The sequence below is a fragment of the Streptomyces sp. FXJ1.172 genome, assembly GCF_001636945.3.
Taxonomy (GTDB): Bacteria; Actinomycetota; Actinomycetes; order Streptomycetales; family Streptomycetaceae; genus Streptomyces.
In genome coordinates, this window is the sequence record NZ_CP119133.2 from 6,354,068 (window position 1) to 6,375,385 (window position 21,318).

At 72.1% G+C, this 21,318-nt stretch carries 21 protein-coding genes; 8 read left to right on the top strand and 13 right to left on the bottom strand.

Going from position 1 to position 21,318, the window contains the following annotated elements; genetic code table 11:
- Positions 1-1,023, bottom strand: a complete 1,023-nt coding sequence (locus A6P39_RS28480) for a zinc-dependent alcohol dehydrogenase (RefSeq protein WP_067039215.1) — start codon at positions 1,021-1,023, stop codon at positions 1-3.
- Positions 1,020-2,177 (bottom strand): mandelate racemase/muconate lactonizing enzyme family protein, encoded by a 1,158-nt coding sequence (locus tag A6P39_RS28485; RefSeq protein ID WP_067039214.1) that lies wholly within the window; start codon positions 2,175-2,177, stop codon positions 1,020-1,022. The genes A6P39_RS28480 and A6P39_RS28485 overlap by 4 nt, the downstream gene beginning before the upstream one ends.
- A gap of 652 nt (positions 2,178-2,829) precedes the next feature.
- Between A6P39_RS28485 and A6P39_RS28490 the strand changes: the two genes are divergently transcribed.
- The gene (locus A6P39_RS28490) at positions 2,830-3,285 is read left to right on the top strand and encodes a hypothetical protein (protein WP_275883916.1); all 456 of its coding nucleotides are present in this window, start codon (positions 2,830-2,832) and stop codon (positions 3,283-3,285) included.
- A 187-nt stretch (positions 3,286-3,472) separates the two neighbouring features.
- A complete protein-coding gene (locus tag A6P39_RS28495) occupies positions 3,473-4,624 on the top strand; it encodes a serine hydrolase domain-containing protein (RefSeq protein ID WP_067039212.1) in 1,152 nt (383 codons plus the stop codon).
- A gap of 61 nt (positions 4,625-4,685) precedes the next feature.
- Here the strand turns inward: A6P39_RS28495 and A6P39_RS28500 are convergent, their stop codons facing one another.
- Together A6P39_RS28500 and A6P39_RS28505 are read right to left on the bottom strand one after the other, a co-directional pair.
- Positions 4,686-5,105: an organic hydroperoxide resistance protein gene (locus A6P39_RS28500; RefSeq protein WP_067039211.1), complete on the bottom strand. Its 420-nt coding sequence runs from the start codon at positions 5,103-5,105 to the stop codon at positions 4,686-4,688.
- Between the two features lie 108 nt (positions 5,106-5,213).
- Positions 5,214-6,248: an NADP-dependent oxidoreductase gene (locus A6P39_RS28505; RefSeq protein ID WP_067039210.1), complete on the bottom strand. Its 1,035-nt coding sequence runs from the start codon at positions 6,246-6,248 to the stop codon at positions 5,214-5,216.
- Positions 6,249-6,352: 104 nt separating this feature from the next.
- Between A6P39_RS28505 and A6P39_RS28510 the strand changes: the two genes are divergently transcribed.
- The gene (locus A6P39_RS28510; protein WP_067039209.1) at positions 6,353-6,799 is read left to right on the top strand and encodes a MarR family winged helix-turn-helix transcriptional regulator; all 447 of its coding nucleotides are present in this window, start codon (positions 6,353-6,355) and stop codon (positions 6,797-6,799) included.
- Between the two features lie 22 nt (positions 6,800-6,821).
- Entirely contained in the window at positions 6,822-7,667 is an 846-nt protein-coding gene (locus A6P39_RS28515; protein WP_067039208.1) for an EI24 domain-containing protein, read from the top strand.
- 39 nt (positions 7,668-7,706) lie between these two features.
- Here the strand turns inward: A6P39_RS28515 and A6P39_RS28520 are convergent, their stop codons facing one another.
- A complete protein-coding gene (locus tag A6P39_RS28520) occupies positions 7,707-8,288 on the bottom strand; it encodes a TetR/AcrR family transcriptional regulator (protein WP_067039207.1) in 582 nt (193 codons plus the stop codon).
- A gap of 57 nt (positions 8,289-8,345) precedes the next feature.
- On the opposite strand from A6P39_RS28520, the gene A6P39_RS28525 reads away from it, so the two are divergent.
- On the top strand, positions 8,346-10,850 hold the full coding sequence (locus A6P39_RS28525; protein ID WP_079133086.1) for a beta-glucosidase: 2,505 nt from the start codon (positions 8,346-8,348) through the stop codon (positions 10,848-10,850).
- 142 nt (positions 10,851-10,992) lie between these two features.
- On the top strand, positions 10,993-11,943 hold the full coding sequence (locus A6P39_RS28530) for a hypothetical protein (protein WP_067039206.1): 951 nt from the start codon (positions 10,993-10,995) through the stop codon (positions 11,941-11,943).
- A gap of 15 nt (positions 11,944-11,958) precedes the next feature.
- On the opposite strand, the gene A6P39_RS28535 is transcribed toward A6P39_RS28530, so the two are convergent.
- A complete protein-coding gene (locus A6P39_RS28535; RefSeq protein ID WP_067039205.1) occupies positions 11,959-12,948 on the bottom strand; it encodes an aldose epimerase family protein in 990 nt (329 codons plus the stop codon).
- Between the two features lie 21 nt (positions 12,949-12,969).
- Positions 12,970-13,860 carry an SGNH/GDSL hydrolase family protein gene (locus A6P39_RS28540; protein ID WP_067039204.1) on the bottom strand — a complete coding sequence of 297 codons (891 nt, stop codon included), beginning with the start codon at positions 13,858-13,860 and terminating at the stop codon, positions 12,970-12,972.
- Between the two features lie 289 nt (positions 13,861-14,149).
- Between A6P39_RS28540 and A6P39_RS28545 the strand changes: the two genes are divergently transcribed.
- Positions 14,150-14,644: a DUF3145 domain-containing protein gene (locus tag A6P39_RS28545; protein WP_067039203.1), complete on the top strand. Its 495-nt coding sequence runs from the start codon at positions 14,150-14,152 to the stop codon at positions 14,642-14,644.
- A gap of 102 nt (positions 14,645-14,746) precedes the next feature.
- Here the strand turns inward: A6P39_RS28545 and fabF are convergent, their stop codons facing one another.
- From fabF to fasR, 5 genes are all read right to left on the bottom strand, one after another.
- Positions 14,747-16,009: a beta-ketoacyl-ACP synthase II gene (fabF, locus tag A6P39_RS28550; RefSeq protein WP_067039202.1), complete on the bottom strand. Its 1,263-nt coding sequence runs from the start codon at positions 16,007-16,009 to the stop codon at positions 14,747-14,749.
- A gap of 85 nt (positions 16,010-16,094) precedes the next feature.
- A complete protein-coding gene (locus A6P39_RS28555; protein WP_067039201.1) occupies positions 16,095-16,343 on the bottom strand; it encodes an acyl carrier protein in 249 nt (82 codons plus the stop codon).
- A gap of 80 nt (positions 16,344-16,423) precedes the next feature.
- On the bottom strand, positions 16,424-17,455 hold the full coding sequence (locus A6P39_RS28560) for a ketoacyl-ACP synthase III (RefSeq protein WP_067039200.1): 1,032 nt from the start codon (positions 17,453-17,455) through the stop codon (positions 16,424-16,426).
- Between the two features lie 10 nt (positions 17,456-17,465).
- A complete protein-coding gene (locus A6P39_RS28565; protein ID WP_067039199.1) occupies positions 17,466-18,398 on the bottom strand; it encodes an ACP S-malonyltransferase in 933 nt (310 codons plus the stop codon).
- Between the two features lie 89 nt (positions 18,399-18,487).
- Positions 18,488-19,648 carry a fatty acid biosynthesis transcriptional regulator FasR gene (gene fasR, locus A6P39_RS28570; protein ID WP_107304200.1) on the bottom strand — a complete coding sequence of 387 codons (1,161 nt, stop codon included), beginning with the start codon at positions 19,646-19,648 and terminating at the stop codon, positions 18,488-18,490.
- A 176-nt stretch (positions 19,649-19,824) separates the two neighbouring features.
- On the opposite strand from fasR, the gene A6P39_RS28575 reads away from it, so the two are divergent.
- Complete coding sequence (locus A6P39_RS28575) at positions 19,825-20,478, top strand: pirin family protein (RefSeq protein WP_067039197.1); 654 nt, start codon at positions 19,825-19,827, stop codon at positions 20,476-20,478.
- A gap of 5 nt (positions 20,479-20,483) precedes the next feature.
- Here A6P39_RS28575 and A6P39_RS28580 read toward each other — a convergent pair whose 3' ends face one another.
- Entirely contained in the window at positions 20,484-21,305 is an 822-nt protein-coding gene (locus A6P39_RS28580) for a serine hydrolase domain-containing protein (protein ID WP_067039196.1), read from the bottom strand.
- Between the last annotated feature and the right edge of the window lie 13 nt (positions 21,306-21,318).

Genomic DNA, 21,318 nt, shown 5'->3' on the forward strand with positions numbered 1-21,318 from the left:
TCAGGCAGGCACTGGGCGGAGCAGCACCTTGCCCACCTTCGGGTCGCCCGCCCCGACCAGCTCGATGGCCTGCGGGAACTCGGTCAGCGGCAGCTCGTGCGTCACCAGCGGCAGCGGGTCGAGCAGCCCGGCACCGAACACCCGCACCGTGTGCGCCCAGGCATCCGGCGGCGCCCCGAAGACGGTGTGCACCTCCAGCTGCCGTACGACGAGGTCGGTCGGGTCGAGCCCGTCCGCGCCCGGCGCCGGGATCCCGGTCAGGACCAGGCGTCCGCCGCGCCGCAGCAGGGAGGCGGCGGTGCGCGCGGCGGACGCGGATCCGGCGGTCTCGACGACGACGTCGAAGTCGTCGGGGAGCGGCTGGTCCTTGGTGCGGAAGCCGGTGGCGCCGAACTGCCGGGACAGGGCCTCGCGGTCGTTCCGGGTCCCGACCACCAGCAGCTCGCTCGGCGAGACCGCCTTCAGGAACTGCACGGCGAACATCCCGAGCGTCCCGGTGCCGACCACCGCGACCCGCTCGCCCGGCCGCGCGTTGCCCTTCAGGGCCGCCGCCGCGATACAGGCGGCGGGCTCCAGCAGGGCGGCGGCCGTGAGGTCGGCGTCGTCCGGCAGGGCGTGCAGCAGCCGGGCCGGCAGGGTGAGCGTGGCGGCCATGGCGCCCGGCTGGGTGAAGCCGGTCTCCTCGTAGCCGTCGGTGCACAGCGTGGTCTCGCCCGCGTGACAGCGGTCGCACACCTGGCAGTTGCGGAAGCCCTCGCCGACGACCTTGCGCCCGACGAGGGACACGGGGACACCGGCGCCCACCGCCGACACCGTTCCCGACCACTCGTGGCCCGGCGTCAGCGGATAACGGACGTACCCTTCGGGCCGGTTGCCCTGGTACACCTCGCGGTCGCTGCCGCAGATGCCGACCGCGTGCACGGCGACCAGCGCCTCGCCGGGACCGGGGGCGCGGGGCGTGTGCTCCTCGACCCGGTGGCTGCCCGGCGCCTCGACGACGACCTGGGAACCGCGGGGGCTCACTTCGTCCCCTTCGGCTTGCGCTGCTCCCAGCCCTCGGCCCACAGGTCGAACCGGGCCTGCTGCTGCGGGAACTCGGCGGCGGCGTCGACGTCCAGCTCGACACCGAGACCGGGTGCGTCGGAGAGGTGGAAGTACCCGTCCACGACCTGCGGTGCCCCCTTGACCACCTTCTTGATCTCCGCGTCCGCGAAGTCGTTGAAGTGCTCCAGGATCTTGAAGTTCGGTGAGGTGAAGCCGACTTGGAGAGAGGCGGCGGTCAGTACCGGCCCGCCCACGTTGTGCGGCGCGACCAGCATGTAGTGCGTCTCGGCGGTGGCGGCGAGCTTGCGCGTCTCCCAGATGCCGCCGATGTGGCCGACGTCCGGCTGGATAATGTCCACCGCCTGGCTGTCGAACAGCTCACGGAACTCGATGCGGTCGTGGATCCGCTCGCCCGTGGCGACGGGGATGTCCACCTTGGCGGCCACCTTCTCCAGCGCCTTGAGGTTCTCCGGCGGCACCGGCTCCTCCAGCCAGGCCGGTTTGAACGGCGCCAGTTCCCGCGCCAGCCGGACGGCGGTGGCGGGGGAGAAGCGGCCGTGCATCTCCAGCATCAGCTCGGCGTCCGGGCCGATCGCGTCGCGCACGGCCTCGATGAGCGAGACGGCGTAGAGGGTCTGCGCGTGGTCCAGCTCGAAGTGCCCGGTGCCGAACGGATCGATTTTCAGCGCCCGGTACCCGCGCTCCATCACCCCCTGGGCGGCCTTGTGATACGCCTCGGGCGTTCGCTCGGTCGTGTACCACCCGTTGGCGTACGCCTTGACCTTGTCGGTCACCTTGCCGCCGAGCAGCTGCCACACCGGCACGCCCAGCGCCTTGCCCTTGATGTCCCAGCACGCCATCTCCACGACCGCGATGCCCGACATGACGATCTCACCGGCGCGCCCGTAGTCGCCGTACTTCATCCGGCGTACGAGATCCTCGACAGCGAACGGGTCCGATCCGAGAATGTGGTTGGCCTCGGCCTCCCGCAGGTAGCCGATCAGCGCGTCGGTGTGACCGAGCATCCGGGTCTCGCCGACACCCGTGATGCCCTCGTCGGTGTGCACCTGGACGTAGGTCAGGTTGCGCCACGGCGTGCCGACCACGTGTGTGCTGATTCCGGTGATGCGCACGGCAGTTGCCCTTCAGCTGTTCGAGATTTCGTCACACGTTCGAAATGCTGGCGTGACAGTAAGGACGGGGCGGTGGGAGTGTCAATGGGTCGAACAGATAACGGTTTCGGCAAGTCTTTCGAGAATTCTTTCGCTGATCTACGAAACCTTCACAGACGCCCCTAGGAACGTTACCGGCGGGGAATCTAGTCTTCCGGCGTCATGGACTACTGCCACCCGTGCCAACGGCACCTCAACGGCGCCCTGGCTTGTCCCGGGTGCGGAGCGCCGGCGCACGCCGCTCCCGCGGAAGCGACGGTCACCTATGCCTACGCGCGCGCGGAGGAGGCGCCGGGGTACGGCGGTCATGTCCCGGCGCAGGGTGGTCACGTCCCCTCCGAGCAGTACGGCCCTCGCGTTCCCGCCCAAGGTGGGCGTGTGCCGCAGGAGGCCGGGGAGCCCGGGCCGCACGCCGAGTTCGGCCCCGAACCGGAATCCGGATCCGCGCCCGGACGGGAACCGGAAGCCGAGCCGGATTCCGCCCCCGAGTCCGGGCCGGGCGGCCGGGCCGCCCGGCGCAAGGGGGGCGGCACCGCGAGGGTGAGCCCGGCCGGGGCGGACGCCAGCCGCCGGGACCGCAAGGCCGCGGCCCACCGGCGCGCGCCGCCGCACCGTGCTGATCGCGGCCGGACTCGTGCTGGCCGCGGGCGGGCTCACCATCGCCGAACTGGGCACGGACGCCCCCTTCTCGCCCTTCACCGGCGGCCCGGCCGCGGGCGGGGGGACCGCGGCGGACGGCGGCGCGGCCTCCGCGACGCCGGGCGGCACGGCCCAGCCGGTGAACGACGCCTCCGGCGCCACCGCGGGAGCCTCCGCCTCCCCGGACGCGTCGGCCTCCGCGTCCGCCGCCAAGTCCCCCAAGGGCAAGGCCGCCAAGCCGAAGCCCACGAGCACGGGCGGCACGGGCCATGCGGCCCCGGCGGGGTCCGGCGCGACCCCGACGGCCCCGGCCGGCACGGCCACCTCCCGTCCCACGACCGCCCCGACCAGCGCCCCTCCGGCCTCCGGCCCGAGCCCCGCGCCGTCGCCGAGCAGCACCTGCAAGCGCTTCCTGTGGTGGTGCACCTGAGCCCTGCCGCGCAACCGCGCACCACTCCGCGCCCTCCGCCGTCCGGGGCATCGACGACACCGACCGGTCACCGCGGCGGTTGAGTCGAACAGGCACATCCCGCCGTACCGGTCTGGGGAACGTCCACAGCGGGAACGGGCGTTGTGCGAGGGGGAGCAGCGAGAGCGGCTCAGGTTGAGGAGAGCGGATGAGTCAGGAGATCACCGTCCACGGCACGGTCGCCGAGGGCTTCGAGGCGGTGCGCGAGGAGTTCTCCGCGTTCGTCGCCGGGGAACGGGACGACTACGAGGGTCAGTTGTGCGCGTATGTGCACGGGCGGCGGGTCGCCGACCTGTGGGCGGGCGGCGAGGCCGACTCCCTGTACGGCGTGTTCTCGTCCACCAAGGGCGCGGCCCACCTGGTGGTCGCGCTCCTCGTGCAGGACGGCACGCTGGAGCTGGACCGCAAAGTGACCTACTACTGGCCGGAGTTCGGCGCCGAGGGCAAGGGCTCGGTGACCCTCAGGGAACTGCTCGCGCACCGGGCGGGCCTGGTCGGGATCGACGCCGGGTTCTCGCCCGAGGAGATGGCCGACGACCGGGCGATGGCCGAACGGCTCGCGGACCAGAAGCCGTTCTGGCGCCCGGGCACGGCCTTCGGCTACCACGCGCTGGTGATCGGCGCGCTCACCGGCGAGGTGGTCCGCAGGGCCACGGGGCGCACGCTCCAGGAGGTCTTCGAGGAGCGGGTGCGGGCGCCGTACGGCACGGACTTCCACCTCGGGCTGCCCGAGGCCGAGGAGCCCCGCTTCCGCACCGTGCAGCCGATGCTGCCGACCCCGGAGCAGCAGGCGCTGATCGCCGCCGAGCCGGCCGGTCCGCACACGCTCCCCGCGATCGCCTTCAACAGGCATGTGCCGGAGCCCGGGACACTGGACGGCTACGTCAACTCCCGCCTCGTACGCGCCAAGGGGCCGGCGTCGGCGGGCGGCGTCGCCTCGGCGCGCGGGCTCGCGAAGATGTACGCGTCGGCGATCAGCGAGGTGGGCGACCGCCCGCCGCTGCTGAAGCCGGACACGGTCGCCGAGGTGGGCCAGATCCACTCGGTCGGGTACGACCTGGTGGCCCGCGCGCACAAGTCCTACGGCCTCGGCTTCCAGGCGACGGCCGACATGTGGCACCCGGTCCTGGGCGCGGGCACCTTCGGCCACAGCGGCGCGGGCGGCTCCCAGGCCTTCGCCGACCCCCGCAGCGGCCTGGCGTACGGCTACACCCGCCGGCGCATGGTGTTCCCGGCCGGGGCGGCGCCGGAGAACGAGGGCTTCGTCAGAGCGGTGCACACGGCGGCGCTGGCGGCCTGAGAACGGCGGCAGCCGCACCCCACGTCCAAGGATGCGGCTGCCGGTAACGCAACGACGACGGTCAGACCAGCGTCACGGTGATGTTGCCGCGGATCGCCTTCGAGTAGGGGCACACCTGGTGCGCCTTCTCGACCAGGTCCCGGGCGGCCTCGGCGGGCACGTTCGGGATGTTCGCGGAGATCTCCACGATGATCCCGAACCCGTCGTCGTTCTTGCCGATGCCGACCTTCGCGGTGACCGTCGAGCCGGAGACGTCGGCGCCCGCCTGCCGGGCGACGACGCCGAGCGCCCCCTGGAAGCAGGCGCTGTAGCCCGCGGCGAACAGCTGCTCCGGGTTGGTGCCGGCGCCGCTGCCGCCCATCTCCTCGGGCGGGTTCACGACGACGTCGAGCTTGCCGTCGTCGGTGGCGACCCGGCCGTCGCGGCCGTTCTCGGCGGTGGCGACGGCGGTGTACAGGACGTCTGACTGCGTGATGGGCATGCGGTTGTCTTCCTCCTCGGTCCGCCGCGACTCGCGCCCACGATCGACGGCAGATTTCGGAAAGAAGTTACCGCATGCCGGAAACGGCAGGGAAGGTCTGCCGGCGTCTCAGAGCTTGACGATCATCTTGCCGATGTTGTCGCCGCGCAGGACCCCGAGGAACGCCTCCAGGTTGTTCTCGATGCCCTCGACCACGGTCTCGCGGTACTTCAGCTCGCCCGAGGCGACCCACGGCCCGACCTTCTGGACGAACTCCGGCTGCAGGTCGTAGTGGTCGCCGACGAGGAAGCCCTCGATCCGGCCCCGGGTCTGGATCAGCCGCGCGAGGTTCTTCGGGCCGGGGGCGGGCTCGGTGTTGTTGTAGACCGAGATCATGCCGCAGATGGCGATCCGGCCGCCCTGGTTGAGCGAGCCGATGGCCGCCTCCAGGTGGTCGCCGCCGACGTTGTCGAAGTAGACGTCGATGCCGTCGGGCGCGGCCTCGCGCAGCTGCTCGGCGACCGGGCCGTTCTTGTAGTTGAAGGCCGCGTCGAAGCCGTACTCCTCGACCAGCAGCTTGACCTTCTCGTCGGAGCCGGCCGAGCCGATCACCCGCGAGGCGCCCAGCAGTTTGGCGAGCTGGCCGACCTCGCTGCCCACGGCACCCGCGGCGCCGGAGACGAAGACGATGTCGCCCTCCTTGAAGGACGCGGTGCGCAGCAGGCCCGCGTAGGCGGTCAGGCCGGTCATGCCGAGGACGCCGAGGTACGCCGACAGCGGCACCTCGTGGGCCTTGTCGTCGACCTTGACGGCCGGGACGGCCGCCGGGCCTACCTTGACGGCGTGCTTCGCGTCCATGACCGCGTACTCGCGCCAGCCGAAGAAGTGCAGGATGTGGTCGCCGGCCGCGATGCCCTCGGCGTTGGACTCGATCACCTCGCCGACTGCGCCGCCCTGCATGACCTTGCCCAGCTCGAAGGGCGCGGCGTAGGACTTCGCGGCACTCATCCGGCCGCGCATGTACGGGTCGACCGAGAGGTACTTGTTCTTCACCAGCACCTGGCCCGGCCCGGGGGCCGGGACCTCGGTCTCCACCAGGGCGAAGTCCTCGGGCTTCGGCCAGCCGACGGGACGGCTGAGCAGGTGCCACTCGCGGTTGATCATGACGGGGCCTTTCTCAGTGCTACCAGTTGCAAATACTTCAGAACCTGAAACAACCATGCTCCTGAATATTTCATGATGTCAAGTAACCGGGTATCCTGGAGCCCATGTCCACTCCGTCCAGTCCATCGAACAACCGCCGGCCCGACGCCCTGACCCTGGAGGTCGTCGAGCTGATCGGCGACGTCGTGGCCCGCTTCTACGCGGACTACGAGAAGGCGGCGGGCGAGCACACCCTGACCGGCCCGCAGGCCAGGCTGCTCAGCCTGCTCTCGCTGGAGCCGCTGCCGATGCGCAAGCTCGCGCAGAAGCTGAAGTGCGAGCCGTCCAACGTGACCGGGATCGTGGACCGCCTGGAGTCCCGGGGACTGGTCGAGCGCCGCCCCGACCCCGCCGACCGCCGCGTGAAGCTGGCCGCCGCCACGGACGAGGGCCGGCGCATGGCCAAGGACCTGCGCGAGGGCCTGCGTTTCGCCCGCGAACCCCTCGCCGGCCTGTCGGAGGAGGAGCGCCGCTCGCTGCGCGATCTGCTGCGGCGGATGCTGGGCGACTGAGCCCGGCGGTAAAGTTTTCGCCATGCGCGATCTCGGGGTGGGGTTCGGATATCTGCTGAGAGGTCAGCGCTGGGTCGGCCGGCACGGCAGGCAGTACGGCTTCGGGCTGCTGCCCGGCCTGATCACCCTGGTCCTGTACGCGGCCGCGCTGGTCGCGCTCGCCGTGTGGGGCGAGGACGCGGTCAGCTGGGCGACGCCGTTCGCGGACCACTGGGCCAGTCCCTGGCAGGGCCTGTTCCGCGGCTTTTTGACCGCTGTCCTGTTCGCCCTCGGCCTGCTGCTGGCCGTGCTCACCTTCACGGCCGTGACCCTGCTCGTCGGCCAGCCCTTCTACGAGAGCCTGTCGGAGCGGGCCGACGCCGACGCCTCGCCGGACGGCACCGCCCCGCGCTCGCAGCTGCCGCTCCGGCGCGAGCTGTGGATCTCGGCCCGCGACAGCCTGCGCGTCCTGGTGCGGGCCGGCCTGTGGGGCGTACTGCTCTTCGCGCTCGGCTTCCTGCCGTTCGTCGGCCAGAGCGTGGTCCCCGTGATCGGCCTCTTCGTCACCGGGTTCTTCCTCACCGAGGAACTGACCGCCGTGGCCCTCCAGCGCCGGGGCGTCGAACTGCGCGCCCGGCTCACCCTGCTCCGCTCCCGCAAGACCCTGGTCTGGGGCTTCGGCACCCCACTCGGCCTCGCCTTCCTGGTCCCGTTCGCCGCGGTGTTCCTGATGCCGGGCGCCGTCGTGGGGGCGACGCTGCTGGCCCGGGAGCTGGTGGGGGAGGACGGCGGGGACGATCTCCCGCCGGCGGCGGTGAGCGAGCCGGACCCCGCCAGGCGGCGCCCGAGCAGACCCGGGGCCTCTTCGTGGCGATCGCCGCCCTGCTGAGGATCGTGGCGGCCGCAGCGCCCGTGTGACCCGGGCCGTTCAGTCGCCCCGCTCGCCCAGCAGCCGCAGGAAGTCCCGGAACGCCGCCGGCATGTCCACCGATTCCGGGTCCAGCAGCCACTGGTACTGCAGGCCGTCCATCACCGCGACCAGCAGCGGGGCGGCCCGTTCGGGGGTGAGGCCGCCCGGCAGGCGGTCGCCGTACTCGGTGCGCAGTACCGCCGCCATGGACTCCCGCACCCGCGCGTAGCGCCGCGTGAAGTACTCCCGTGCCGGATGATCCTCCGTCACGCTCTCGCCGAGCAGCGCCGAGAAGGTCTGGATGATCGCCGGGCGCATCGCGTTGTACTCGACCAGCGAGGCCAGCAGATCCGTCCGCCACTGCGAGTCCGGCACCGCGTCCCACCGGTCCCGCTCCTGGAGCACGGCCACCAACAGGGCGTCCTTGGTGGGGAAGTGGTGCAGCAGACCCTGCTGGGTCAGCCCCACCCGCTCGGCCACCGCGGCCAGGCTCGCCCCCCGGTAACCGCGCTCGGCGATCACCTCCAGCGCCGCCCCGACGATCTCCGCGCGCCGCTCCTCGCTCCTGACCCTCGCGCTCATGACGTCACCGTACGGCATACGGAGGAGCCAAATGTAACGGCAGTATCACGAAACCTACCGGTCAACAGGTAGCGGATGCAGGATGAGGAGGACACCGACGGACGTCAGCGAGGAGGTACCGCCGTGGCGGAGACAGGTGCGCAGCGGGCGGACGCGGCACGCGAGGCGGTCGTGGAAGAGGCGCTGACGCGGCTCAGCCTCGACGCCAAGACCCGGCTGCTGGCCGGCCAGGACATGTGGACCCTGCCCGCCCTGCCCGAGATCGGCCTGGAGCGGCTCGTCATGTCCGACGGACCGGTCGGCGTCCGCGGTGTGCGCTGGAGCGCCGACGACCCCTCCGTCGCCCTGCCCTCGCCGACCGCGCTCGCCGCCGCCTGGGACCCCGCGCTCGCCCACCGCGCGGGCGTGCTGCTCGCCCAGGAGGCCCGCCGCAAGGGCGTCCACGTGCTGCTCGCCCCCACCGTCAACCTGCACCGCTCCCCGCTCGGCGGCCGCCACTTCGAGGCCTACAGCGAGGACCCGTACCTGACCGGCGCGATCGGCACCGGATACGTCACCGGCGTCCAGTCCGGCGGCGTCGGCACCACCGTCAAGCACTTCGTCGCCAACGACGCCGAGACCGACCGCTTCACCGTGGACAACCTGGTCTCCGCACGCGCCCTGCGCGAGCTGTACCTGGCCCCCTTCGAGGCGATCGTCGAGAACGCCCGCCCGTGGGGCATCATGACCGCCTACAACACGGTCAACGGCACCACCATGACCGAGCACCACCACCTGGTCGGCGAAGTCCTGCGCGGCGAATGGGGCTTCGACGGCTTCAACGTCTCCGACTGGACGGCCGCCCGTGACACGGTCGCCTGCATCGAGGGCGGGCTCGACGTGGCGATGCCGGGGCCGCGCACCGTCTACGGCCCCGCCCTCGCCCGGGCCGTCCGGGACGGCGAGGTCGCCGAGGCCACGGTCGACGCGGCCGTACGGCGCGTGCTGCGGCTCGCCGCCCGCGTGGGGATCCTCGAGGGCGCCGAACCCGTCGTACCCGAACCGCCCGCGCCCGTCGACGGCGAGGCCCTCGCCCGCGAGATCGCCCGCCGCTCCTTCGTCCTCGTCCGCAACGAGCGCGCGGCGCTGCCGCTCGAGCCGAACGGCACCGTGGCCCTCATCGGCGCCGCCGCCCGCGACGCCCGCGTCCTCGGCGGCGGCTCCGCCACCGTCTTCCCGGCCCGGACCGTCTCCCCGCTCGACGGCCTCACCGCCGCACTCCCCGAGGGCACCCTCACCTATGCGGTCGGTGCCGACCCCGCCACCGAACTCGCCGTCGCCGGGCAGGGGTTCACCCTGCGAGCCGTCTGCCGGGACTCCGGCGGCACCGTCATCGGCACCCGCTCCGCACCGGGCGGGCTGATCCAGTGGATGGGCTCGGACCTGCCCGAGGGCGTCACGCACGACACACTCCACACCGTCGAGCTGACCGGCACCTTCACCCCGCGCGAGAGCGGCCCGCACACCTTCGGCATCAAGGGCGCGGGCGCCTTCACGCTCACCGTCGACGGCACGACGTACTACGACGACGTCCAGCGCCCCGCCGAGGACGACCCCTTCGAGGCCTTCTTCGGCGCCCCCGTGCCCCGCGCCCGGCCCGAACTCACCGCCGGCGAACCGGTCGACGTCTCCCTCACCCACGTCGTCCGGCTCCCGGACGACATCCCCATGAAGACGGTCACCTTCGCCCTCGCCCACTCCGCCCCGCAGCGCGACGCCGACGAACTGATCGCCGAGGCGGCCCGGGCGGCGCGCGGCGCCGGCACGGCCGTCGTCGTGGTCGCCACCACCGACCGCGTCGAGTCCGAGGGCTTCGACCGCACGGACCTGCGCCTGCCCGGCCGCCAGGACGACCTGGTCCGCGCGGTGGCCGCCGCCAACCCGAACACGGTCGTGGTCGTCAACTCCGGCTCTCCGGTGGAACTGCCCTGGCGCGAGGACGTGGCCGCCGTCCTGCTGACCTGGTTCCCCGGCCAGGAGGGCGGCGCCGCCCTCGCCGACGTCCTCACCGGCGCCCACGAGCCCGGCGGCCGGCTCCCCACCACCTGGGGCTCCCTCGCCGACGCACCGGTCACCCAGGTCGTCCCGGCCGACGGCCGACTCCCCTACGACGAGGGCGTGTTCATCGGCTACCGTGCCTGGGAGAAGGCCGGCTGCACCCCGGCGTACCCCTTCGGACACGGCCTCGGCTACACCGACTGGAGCTACGAGTGCCTGGAGGCCCGCCCGCAGGCCGACGGCACCGCCACGGCCCGCGTCCGGGTGCGCAACACCGGCGAGCGGTCCGGCCGTGAGGTCGTCCAGGTCTATCTCGCCCCGGCCGACCCCGACGCCGGTCGCCCGGCCCGCCGGCTCGCCGGTTTCGCCTCCGTCGAGGCCGGTCCCGGCGAGAGCGCCGAGGTGACCGTCGTACTCCCGCGCCGGGCCTTCGAGGTCTGGGACGAGAAGGCGAACGCGTGGGTGTTTGTGAAGGGTTCGTACGAGATCGCCGCCGGACGCTCGATCGCGGACCGCAGGCTCACCGCGCCGATTAACGTCTGATCCGGGACAAGTCCCCCATCAGCAGCCCCGGTCCGGGACCTGACCCCTGGACCGGGGCTCGCCGTCCGCGGGTACGTATAGACTCCCGGGCCGCGGGAACAGCGGACACACCGGGTACGACCCGGTACGGGGGAGAGACATCGTGTATCCAGGCCAGCAGCAGCCGACGGGTCCGTACGGGCAGCAGCCGCCCCCGGGACCGTACGGGCAGCAGCCGCAGTACCAGCAGCCGTATCAGCAACCCCAGTACCAGCAACCCCAGTATCAACAGCCGCAGTATCAGCAGCCGTACGCACCCCAGCAGCCGTACCCGCCGCACCAGCCGTATCCGCAGCAGGGCTACCCGCCCCAGCAGCACGCCCACCCGGCCGCCCCGTCGCACGACCAGGAGGCCGGCGAGGGCGGGATGCGGCTGGATCCCAGCCTCACGCCCGAACAGTGCGAGCTGGCGCTGAAGATCCAGGCGACGGCCAAGCCCATGGCCTACGGCATGGTGCTCGGCCTGCCGCTCACCTTCGGCGGCGTCCACTACGGCATCACGCAAAATCCCCTCGGTTTCGCCGCCGCGCTCGTCGGCCTCGGCCTGCTGGCCTTCGGTGTCTACTCGCTGCTGCAGATGCAGGGCCTCAAGCGGCAGCTGCGGCTCATCACGGCCGACGCCTGGCGCTCCCCGGCCGCGCACCTGCCCGGCGCCCGCAAGGCCGCCACACAGGCCGCCTATCTCAACGGCGTGCTGGTCCTGCTCTCCCTCGCCGCGACCGGCTACCTGCTCTACAAGGGCGCCGGCTGGGGCGCGTACGGCAACTCCTTCGGCTTCGGCGCGCTGATGACCGCCGCCGCGCTGCCCTTCGGGATGGCGCTGGCCGCCGCGAGCACCATCCCGCAATTGCTCCAGGTGATCCCGGCCGGCGCCAAGGTCGGGCGGAGCCTTTACTCGATCATCTTCGTGCTGGCGACGACCGTGACCGGCGAGGGCATCAAGGGCCACGCCGTCGGGCCCGTCGTGGGCGGCGGCGCGACCCTGCTGATCTGCTGGGGCGCGATGACCCTGCTGGGCAAGGCGGCGAAGCGGATGCGGGGCGAGCGCGACTAGTGCCCTGCCGGGGCACTAGCGGACGGAGAAGGCGTACACCGTCTGCGAGCGGAAGACCTCGCCCGGCCGCACCACCGTGCTCGGGAAGTGCGGCTGGTTCGGGGAGTCCGGGAAGTGCTGGGTCTCCAGGGCGATGCCGTCGGTGGGGGAGAAGGGGGCCGGGAGGTGGTCCGCGGTGTAGAGCTGGAGGCCCGGCTCGGTCGTCGAGATCGTCAGGGTGCGGCCACAGGCCGGGTCGTGCAGCTCGGCGGCCTCCTGCGCAACCGCGGTCACGCCCTTGTCCAGGACGAAGTTGTGGTCGTAGCCCGAGCCGGTCTTGCGGGTCTCGCGGAAGTCGAAACGGGTGCCGCGCACGTCCTGAAGGGCGCCGGTCGGGATCAGGTCCGCGTCGACCGGGGTGAAGCGGGAGGCGGCGATGCGCAGTTCATGGCCGCCCGCGTGGCCCGCGTCCTGGCCGGCCAGGTTGAAGTAGCCGTGGTGGGTGAGGTTGACGACCGTGGGCGCGTCCGTCGTCGCCTCGTACGCGATGCGCAGTGCGCCGGACGCGTCCAGCGTGTACGTGGCCGACACCGCGAGGCGGCCCGGGAAGCCCTCCTCGCCGTGCGGGCTGACCCGGCTCAGCCGCACGCCGTGGCCGGCCGGCTCGGCGTCCCACACCCGCTTGTCGAAGCCGCGGGCGCCACCGTGCAGGGAGTTCGGGCCGCTGTTCGGCTCCAGGGCGTGGACCGCGCCGTCCAGCGGGAAGCGGGCGCCCGCGATCCGGTTGGCGTACCGGCCGACCAGGGCGCCCAAGTACGGCTCCGGATGCGTGAGATAGCCGTCCAGGGAGGGGAAGCCCAGCACCACGTTCGCCGTGCGGCCCTCCCGGTCCGGGACCTGGAGCGAGCGCACGATCCCGCCGTACGTCAGGATCTCCACGCGCGTCCCGGCGCGCTCCAGCGTCCAGCGGTGGACCTCGGAGCCATCGGGAAGTGTGCCGATAAGTTCAGGCGTGTGTTCACTCATGTGGGAAACCATGGGAAAACCCTAGGCGGCCGGATCCGGTGCCGTGATCGTCTTGTACGCGATCGCCGCCAGCCGCGCCTGGCCGTCCCTGCTGGGGTGGAACCAGTCCCAGCGGCTGAGCTGGTCGGTGTCGAACGCGTAGTCGTAGACCGCGCCCCCGTCGAAGCGGCAGCGGCGGTCCTTGGCGCAGACCTCCTTCAGCGCCGCGTTGTACTCCACCACGCGCCGCTGCACCTGGTCCCGGCGCTGGGTGGCCGCGTTCGTCAGGTCGTCCGCGCCGGACAGCATCGACGGGCAGATGCCGAGCTTCCACACCTCCTTGCCCAGCGGGCTGCTCCGGCCCGCGGACCACAGCCGCTTCAGGTTCGGCACACTCGCCACGTACACCTGCGTCTTCGGCGACGCCTTGCGCAGGGTGCGCAGCGCCTCCTCGAAGTCCGCGCGGAAGTCGGCCACCGGGGTCATCGCCGACGCCGAGGCGCGGCAGGCGTCGTTCGCGCCCACCATCACCGTCACCAACTGCGGGCCGTGCGCCGCCGCCTGGCTCATCTGGTCCGGCAGGTCCGCCATCCGGGCCCCGGTCACCGCGTAGTTCCAGCTGCGCCGAGCCGCGCCCGTCACGCCCAGCAGCCGCACCGCCAGGCTGTCCACCTGGGCGTCGCTGCCCGTCGCCCACGACACCTCGGGGCAGTCCGACAGCACCATGCACGCGTCGAAGCCGCGCGTGATGGAATCGCCGACCGCGGCGATCGAGTCCGGGCTGCGGTTCCACACCGGGGCGGGTCTGGGGGTGTGCGCCTTGGTGCCCCCCGACGCGGACGTGCCGCCGCCGGCGTCGCATCCGGCGACCCCCAGCACGCCGGCCGCCACGACGGCGAGGGCGGCTCGCCTACGGCTGCCTGGCTTGCGCATCCTGTGCTGATCCCCTCGTCCGAACCGGCGCTTCCCGGTGGCTGTCGCAACCGGGTCCTCCCGGTGCTCCCTCCCATAACAACGTGCGAGGGTTCCCGGCCGGGCCGCCTGGAACGGACCACCCCCGTACAAGCGTCCCCCTGGGTGAATGGCAGAGGTTTCCTGGCACCGGGACCGACGGTACGTCACACTCCTTGCGCCCCCGCAGGGTAGCCTCGCCATCAACGCGGCCGTCGCGCCACTGCCGCCAGCCAGACCGCAAGATGTCCCGCTCTGTCCGGAGGTTCCGGTGACGACACGTGGAGTTCTGTACGTGCACTCCGCGCCGCGCGCGCTGTGCCCGCACGTCGAGTGGGCCGTCGCCGGGGTGCTCGGCACACGCGTCAGCCTCGACTGGATCCGGCAGCCCGCGGCCCCCGGCACCTGGCGCTCGGAGTTCTCCTGGCAGGGCCAGGCCGGCACGGCCTCCAAGCTCGCCTCCGCGCTGCGCGGCTGGCACCTGCTGCGCTTCGAGGTCACCGCCGAGCCCTGCCCCACCGCCGAGGGCGAGCGCTACAGCTGCACCCCCGACCTCGGCATCTTCCACGCCGTCACCGGCATCCACGGTGACATCCTCATCCCCGAGGACCGGCTGCGCGCGGCCCTGCAGCGCAGCCAGCGGGGCGAGAGCGACCTCGAGGCCGAACTGACCAAGCTGCTCGGCAAGCCGTGGGACGACGAACTGGAGCCGTTCCGCTACGCGGGAGAGGGAGCGCCGGTGCGCTGGCTGCACCAGGTGGTGTGAGCATCGGGGCCTCACCGGCAGGGAGACATGAGGGCATGAGGAAGCGCATGAGGAAGGGCCCCCACCGGCCGGTGGGGGCCCTTCCTCATGCACTCATGCTTTTCAGACGGTGCGGAACGCCAGCACCACGTTGTGGCCGCCGAAGCCGAACGAGTCGTTCAGCACGGCGATACGGCCCTCGGGGAGGGCCTTCGCCTCGCCGCCCACGATGTCCGCGTTGACCTCGGGGTCGAGGTTGTCGAGGTTGATCGTCGGCGGGGCCGTACGGTTCACGAGCGCCAGGATCGACGCGACGGTCTCGATGCCGCCCGCGCCACCGAGCAGGTGCCCGGTCATCGACTTCGTCGCGGAGATCGCCATGTGGTCGACGTCGTCGCCGAACACCTTGCGCAGCGCCTTGATCTCGGCCACGTCGCCCTGCGGCGTCGACGTCGCGTGCGCGTTGACGTGCACGATCTCGGCCGGCTTCAGGTCCGTGCCGTCCAGCAGGTTCTGCAGGGCGTGCGCGATGCCGTCGCCGGAGGGCTCGGGCTGCGTGATGTGGTGGGCGTCGGCGGAGACGCCCTGGCCGACCGCCTCGACGTAGATCCGGGCGCCGCGGGCCTTCGCGTGCTCCTCGGACTCCAGGACGATCACACCGGCGCCCTCGCCGAGCACGAAGCCGTCGCGGCCGGCGTCGTAGGGCCGCGAGGCGCCCTGCGGGTCGTCGTTGTTCTTGGACATCGCCATCATGTTGCCGAACGCGGCGATGGGCAGCGGGTGGATCGCCGCCTCCGTACCGCCCGCGACGACCACGTCGGCGCGGCCCGTGCGGATCATCTCGATCGCGTACCCGATGGCCTCCGCGCCCGAGGCGCAGGCCGAGACCGGGGTGTGCACACCCGCGCGGGCACCCAGCTCGATACCGACGTTGGCCGCCGGGGAGTTGGGCATCAGCATCGGCACCGTGTGCGGGGAGACGCGGCGTACGCCCTTCTCCTTGAGGATGTCGTACTGGTCCAGGAGCGTGGTCACACCGCCGATGCCGGAGGCGATGACCGCACCCAGACGGTCGGGGTTCACGGACGCGTCCTCACCGGCCCTGGCGGTGAAACCGGCGTCCTTCCAGGCCTCCTGAGCGGCGATCAGCGCGAACTGCGCCGACCGGTCCAGCTTGCGGGCCTGCGGCCGGGGAATGATCTCGCCCGGCTCGACGGCGATCTGCGCGGCGATACGGACCGGCAGCTCGGCCGCCCACTCCTGCTCCAGGACACGGACGCCGGACGTGCCGGCGACCAGTGCCTCCCAGAACGATGCTGCGTCGCCACCCAGCGGTGTGGTTGCGCCGATACCGGTGACGACCACGGTGCGATTGGTCGGGCTCACGGGAATTCTTTCTCCAAGCGGATGCGGGAATCTACGGCGAAACACCGCCGGGTGGCGGGGCCTAGCAGCGGGACTGAGGGGTGGCTCAGGCCTGGTGCTTGAGGATGTAGTCGGTCGCGTCACCGACGGTCTTGAGGTTCTTGACGTCCTCGTCCGGGATCTTCACGTCGAAGCGCTCTTCGGCGGCGACGACGACCTCGACCATGGACAGCGAGTCGACGTCCAGGTCGTCGGTGAAGGACTTGTCCAGCTGGACGTCCTCAACCGGGATGCCGGCGATCTCGTTCACGATCTCGGCGAGACCTTCGACGATCTCTGCCTGAGTGGCGGCCATGTTGGCGCTCCTTCTTCAATGTTCCAGACGGTTTGTGGCAGTTGTCCCCCTGCCGGATCACTCGATCCGGCACGGAGTGCCTAGGGGAGGGTAACGACCGTGGCGGCGTAGACGAGACCCGCCCCGAATCCGATGACGAGCGCGGTGTCGCCGCTCTTCGCCTCCCCGGTCGCCAGGAGCCGCTCCATGGCGAGCGGGATCGAGGCGGCCGAGGTGTTGCCGGTGGTGCGGATGTCACGGGCGACCGTGACGTGCTCCGGCAGTTTGAGAGTCTTCACCATCGAGTCGATGATCCGCACATTGGCCTGGTGCGGGATGAAGACGTCCAGGTCGTCCGGGCTGATCCCGGCCGCGTCCAGCGCCTGCTGGGCGACCTTCGCCATCTCGAACACGGCCCAGCGGAACACCGCCTGGCCCTCCTGCGTGATCGCGGGGAACTTGACGTTGCCCTCGCTGTCCAGCGGAAGCTCGGCGACGTCACCGATGCGGAAGCGGTTCCACGGGATGGTCTGCTTGATGGTCTCCGACTTGTCGCCCTCGGAGCCCCACACGGTCGGGCCGATCGCCGGCTCCTGCGAGGGGCCGACCACGACCGCGCCGGCGCCGTCGCCGAACAGGAAGGCCGTGGCCCGGTCCTCCAGGTCGGTCAGGTCGCTCAGCCGCTCCACGCCGATGACGAGCACGTACTCGGCGGAACCTTCCACCACCATGCCCTTGGCGAGCGTGAGGCCGTAGCCGAAGCCCGCGCAGCCGGCCGAGATGTCGAAGGCGGCGGCCTTGGCGGTGCCCAGCTTGTCGGCGATCTCGGTGGCGACGGCCGGGGTCTGGCTGAAGTGCGACACGGTCGAGACGACCACGGCACCGATCTGCTCGGCGGCGATACCGGCGTCCGCGATCGCCTTGCCGGAGGCCTCGATGGACATCGCGGCCACGGTCTCCTCGGGACCGGCCCAGTGCCGGGTCTCGATGCCGGAGCGCGAGCGGATCCACTCGTCGGACGAGTCGATCTTCTCGAGGATCACCTCGTTGGGCACCACCCGGGTCGGCCGGTAGCCGCCGACACCGAGGATGCGCGCATACGGGGCGCCCTTGCTGGGCTTGATCTTCGCCATCTACGGCTCCTTAGGCGCCGGCGCCGGCGTGCTCGGAGATGAGCGCGCGGGCCGCGTCGAGATCGTCGGGGGTCTTCAGGGCCAGCGTCTTGACTCCGGGCAGGGCGCGCTTGGCCAGGCCGGTCAGCGTGCCGCCCGGACATACCTCGACGAGCGCGGTGACGCCCAGTTCCCCGAACGTCTCCATGCACAGGTCCCAGCGCACCGGGTTGGCGACCTGGCCGACCAGCCGCTCGAGCACCTCGGCGCCGGTCGCGACGGCCTTGCCGTCCCGGTTGGAGACGTAGGTGAGCTTCGGGTCGGCCGGCGCCAGGTCCGCGGCGGCCTTCTCCAGCGTCGCGACGGCCGGGGCCATGTGGCTGGTGTGGAAGGCGCCGGCGACCTTCAGCGGCACGACCTTGCGGACGCCCTCGGGCTTGTCCTCGGCCAGCGCGGCCAGCTGCTCCAGCGTGCCGGCGGCGACGATCTGGCCCGCGCCGTTGATGTTCGCCGGGGTCAGGCCCAGCTTCTCCAGGTGCGCGACCGACGTCTCGGGGTCGCCGCCGAGCAGCGCCGACATCCCGGTCTCGGTGATCGCGGCGGCGTCGGCCATCGCCAGACCCCGCTCACGGACCAGGCGCAGGGCGGCGGTGGCGTCCAGCACCCCGGCGAAGGCGGCGGCGGTGAACTCGCCGACGCTGTGGCCCGCGACCGCGCCCGGGGCGATCTCCGCGATGTCACCGAGTGCCGCGGCGGACAGGATCCCGGCGGCGACCAGCAGCGGCTGGGCCACGGCGGTGTCCCGGATGGCGTCGGCGTCGGCCTCGGTGCCGTAGTGGACCAGGTCCAGTCCGATGGCGTCCGACCACGCGGACACGCGGTCCTTGGCACCGGGGAGTTCGAGCCAGGGAGTCAGGAAGCCAGGCGTCTGGGCGCCCTGGCCGGGAGCGACGAGTACGAGCACTCTCACACTCTCTCTTGGGGACGGCCGGGGCCGCCCGTGGGGACAGGGACGAAGAACAAGGAGGGCTTTTGTGGGCCCCCGACAAAACCCTATGTCTGAGGTTCGCCATCGGCCAGACGCCCCAGGATGAGCGCGATCCGCAGCGTAAACGCGGATCGTACATCCGAAGGCGACCAGCCGGTGACGTCAGTCACACGTCGGAGCCGGTAGCGCACGGTGTTCGGGTGAACGAAGAGCATCCGGGCGGCGCCTTCCAGGCTGCTCGCCTGCTCCAGGTAGACACTCAGGGTTTCCAGGAGCGCCGAGCCCGCCTCCTCCAGTGGTCTGTAGATCTCCTCCACCAGTTGCTCGCGGGCGCTCGGATCGCCCGCGATCGCGCGCTCCGGCAGCAGATCGTCCGCCAGCACCGGCCGTGGCGCGTCCTGCCAGGCGGAACACGCCTTCAGCCCGGCCGCGGCGGCCTGCGCGGACCGCGTGGCGGCCAGCAGATCCGGTACGACGGGCCCCGCGACGACCGGCCCGGCGGCGAACGGCCCGATCAGCGACTTGGCGACGGCGAGCGGATTGGCGCTGCCACCGGCGATGACGACGAGCCGGTCCCCGAGCACCCCGGTGAGCACCTGGAGCTTGGCGTGCCGCGCGGCCCGCCGGATCGCCTCGACCGTCAGCTCGCTGTCCCCGTCCGGCGCGGTCCCGAGCACCACGCACACGTGCTCGGGCGAGTTCCAGCCGAGCGCGGCGGCCCGGCTGACGGCCCCCTCGTCGGCCTCCCCGCTGAGCACGGCGTTGACGACCAGCGACTCCAGCCGCGCGTCCCAGGCACCGCGTGCCTCGGCCGCCTGGGCGTACACCTGGGCGGTGGCGAAGGCGATCTCCCGGGCGTACACGAGCAGCGCCTCGCGCAGCACGCTCTCGTCCCCCGGAGCCGCCACCTCGTCGATGGCGGACTCCATGACCTCGATGGTGGTCCGCACCATCTCCACCGTCTGCCGCAGCGTGATGGCCCGCGTCAGCTCGCGCGGCGCGGTGCCGAACACATCGGTCGAGATCGCCTGGGGCGCGTCCGGGTGCCGGAACCACTCGGTGAAGGCGGCGATGCCCGCCTGGGCCACGAGCCCGATCCAGGAACGGTTCTCCGGGGGCATGGCCCGGTACCACGGCAGGCTCTCGTCCATCCGCGCGATGGCCTGCGCGGCGAGGGACCCGGAGGACTTCTCCAGCCGCTTCAGGGTCGCGGCGTGCGGGTGGATGCCGCGCGCGCGGTGATCGGCGTGGAGGTCTGCGTGGGGATCGCTGCTGCGGGATTCGGGTTCGGACACGGGGACAAGACTGCCTTATCCGGACGTGCCCATGCGTCGCCGGGTGGGAGGTGGGGGCGGGGGGCGGGCTCCGCGCGACCGGTGGCGGGGCTACCGTGGAGCCCGTGATGGAGGTACGGCGCGCCGCTGAGCGCTATCGCGGAGGGGAGCCGGAGGCCGGGATCGACTCCTGGCACGCCTTCTCCTTCGGCCCGCACTACGACCCCGGCAACCTGCGCTTCGGCGCGGTGATCGCCTGCAACGAGGAACGGCTCGCCCCCGGCGCCGGCTTCGGCGAACACCCGCACAGCCACACCGAGATCGTCACATGGGTGGTCGAGGGCGAACTGACCCACCGCGACTCCACCGGCCACGAGACACGGGTGCGCCCGGGGGACGTCCAGCGCCTGAGCGCGGCGGCCGGCGTCCGCCACGTGGAACGCAACGACGGCCCCCGCCCGCTGACCTTCATCCAGATGTGGCTGGCACCGCTGACCCCGGGCGGCGACCCGTCGTACGAGATCGTCCCGGGCATCGCCGACTCCACGCCCTACGCCGTCCCGGAGGCCGGCGCGATGCTCCACGTGCGCCGCCTGGCCTCCGGCGAACGCACCGCCGTGCCGGACGCGGCGCATGTGTACGTGCACGTGGTGCACGGGGAGGTCACGCTGGGGGGGACGGCCCTGGGCCCGGGCGACGCGGCACGGATCACCGGGGCGCGGGGCCTGGAGGCGACGGGGACGATGCCGGCGGAACTGCTGATGTGGGAGATGGGGGTGTAGGGGGCTCAGCCGCGCAGCTCCGCCAGCACCGCGTCCGTGAACACCGGCCACGCCTCGGTCGCCCAGGGGCCGAACGCCCGGTCCGTCAGGGCGGCGCACGCCACCCCCGCGTCCGGGTCGATCCACAGGAACGTACCGGACTGGCCGAAGTGCCCGAAGGTCCGCGGGGAGGACGAACTGCCCGTCCAGTGCGGGGACTTGGCGTCCCGGATCTCGAAGCCCAGCCCCCAGTCGTTCGGGTTCTGGTGCCCGTACCCCGGCAGGACGCCCTTCGTCCCGGGGTACTGCACGGTCATCGCGGCGGCCACCGTCCGCGGGTCCAGCAGCCGCGGCGCCTGCACCTCAGCGGCGAACCGCAGCAGGTCCGCGACCGTCGACACCCCGTCCTTCGCGGGCGAGCCCTCGAGCGACGTCGACGTCATCCCCAGCGGCTCCAGCACCGCCTGGCGCAGGTACTCGGCGAACGGGATGTCCGTCGCCTTGGCGATGTGGTCCCCCAGCTGCTCGAACCCCGCGTTGGAGTACAGCCGCCGCTCTCCGGCCGGCGCCGTCACCCGGTGCTCGTCGAAGGCCAGCCCGGAGGTGTGGGCGAGAAGGTGGCGGACGGTCGCACCGGGCGGCCCGGCGGGCTCGTCCAGCTCGATCGCGCCCTCCTCGTAGGCGACGAGCGCCGCGTACGCCGCCAGCGGCTTGGTGACCGAGGCGAGCGCGAAGCGGTGGGCGAGGGGGCCGTGCGTCCCGAGGACGGTCCCGTCCGCTCGTACGACACCCGCCGCGACGGTGGGGACGGGCCAGTTCTCGATCGACGCCAAGCTGTTCAACGACATGGTGCCGAGCCTA

Bases quoted from the DNA above. Each gene is read 5' to 3' on its own strand.
- A6P39_RS28495 (WP_067039212.1), top strand. From the start codon at position 3,473: ATGAGTCAGGAGATCACCGTCCACGGCACGGTCGCCGAGGGCTTCGAG.
- A6P39_RS28500 (WP_067039211.1), bottom strand. From the start codon at position 5,105: ATGCCCATCACGCAGTCAGACGTCCTGTACACCGCCGTCGCCACCGCC.
- A6P39_RS28505 (WP_067039210.1), bottom strand. From the start codon at position 6,248: ATGATCAACCGCGAGTGGCACCTGCTCAGCCGTCCCGTCGGCTGGCCG.
- A6P39_RS28510 (WP_067039209.1), top strand. From the start codon at position 6,353: ATGTCCACTCCGTCCAGTCCATCGAACAACCGCCGGCCCGACGCCCTG.
- A6P39_RS28515 (WP_067039208.1), top strand. From the start codon at position 6,822: ATGCGCGATCTCGGGGTGGGGTTCGGATATCTGCTGAGAGGTCAGCGC.
- A6P39_RS28520 (WP_067039207.1), bottom strand. From the start codon at position 8,288: ATGCCGTACGGTGACGTCATGAGCGCGAGGGTCAGGAGCGAGGAGCGG.
- A6P39_RS28525 (WP_079133086.1), top strand. From the start codon at position 8,346: ATGCAGGATGAGGAGGACACCGACGGACGTCAGCGAGGAGGTACCGCC.
- A6P39_RS28535 (WP_067039205.1), bottom strand. From the start codon at position 12,948: ATGAGTGAACACACGCCTGAACTTATCGGCACACTTCCCGATGGCTCC.
- A6P39_RS28540 (WP_067039204.1), bottom strand. From the start codon at position 13,860: ATGCGCAAGCCAGGCAGCCGTAGGCGAGCCGCCCTCGCCGTCGTGGCG.
- A6P39_RS28555 (WP_067039201.1), bottom strand. From the start codon at position 16,343: ATGGCCGCCACTCAGGCAGAGATCGTCGAAGGTCTCGCCGAGATCGTG.
- A6P39_RS28560 (WP_067039200.1), bottom strand. From the start codon at position 17,455: ATGGCGAAGATCAAGCCCAGCAAGGGCGCCCCGTATGCGCGCATCCTC.
- A6P39_RS28575 (WP_067039197.1), top strand. From the start codon at position 19,825: ATGGAGGTACGGCGCGCCGCTGAGCGCTATCGCGGAGGGGAGCCGGAG.
- A6P39_RS28580 (WP_067039196.1), bottom strand. From the start codon at position 21,305: ATGTCGTTGAACAGCTTGGCGTCGATCGAGAACTGGCCCGTCCCCACC.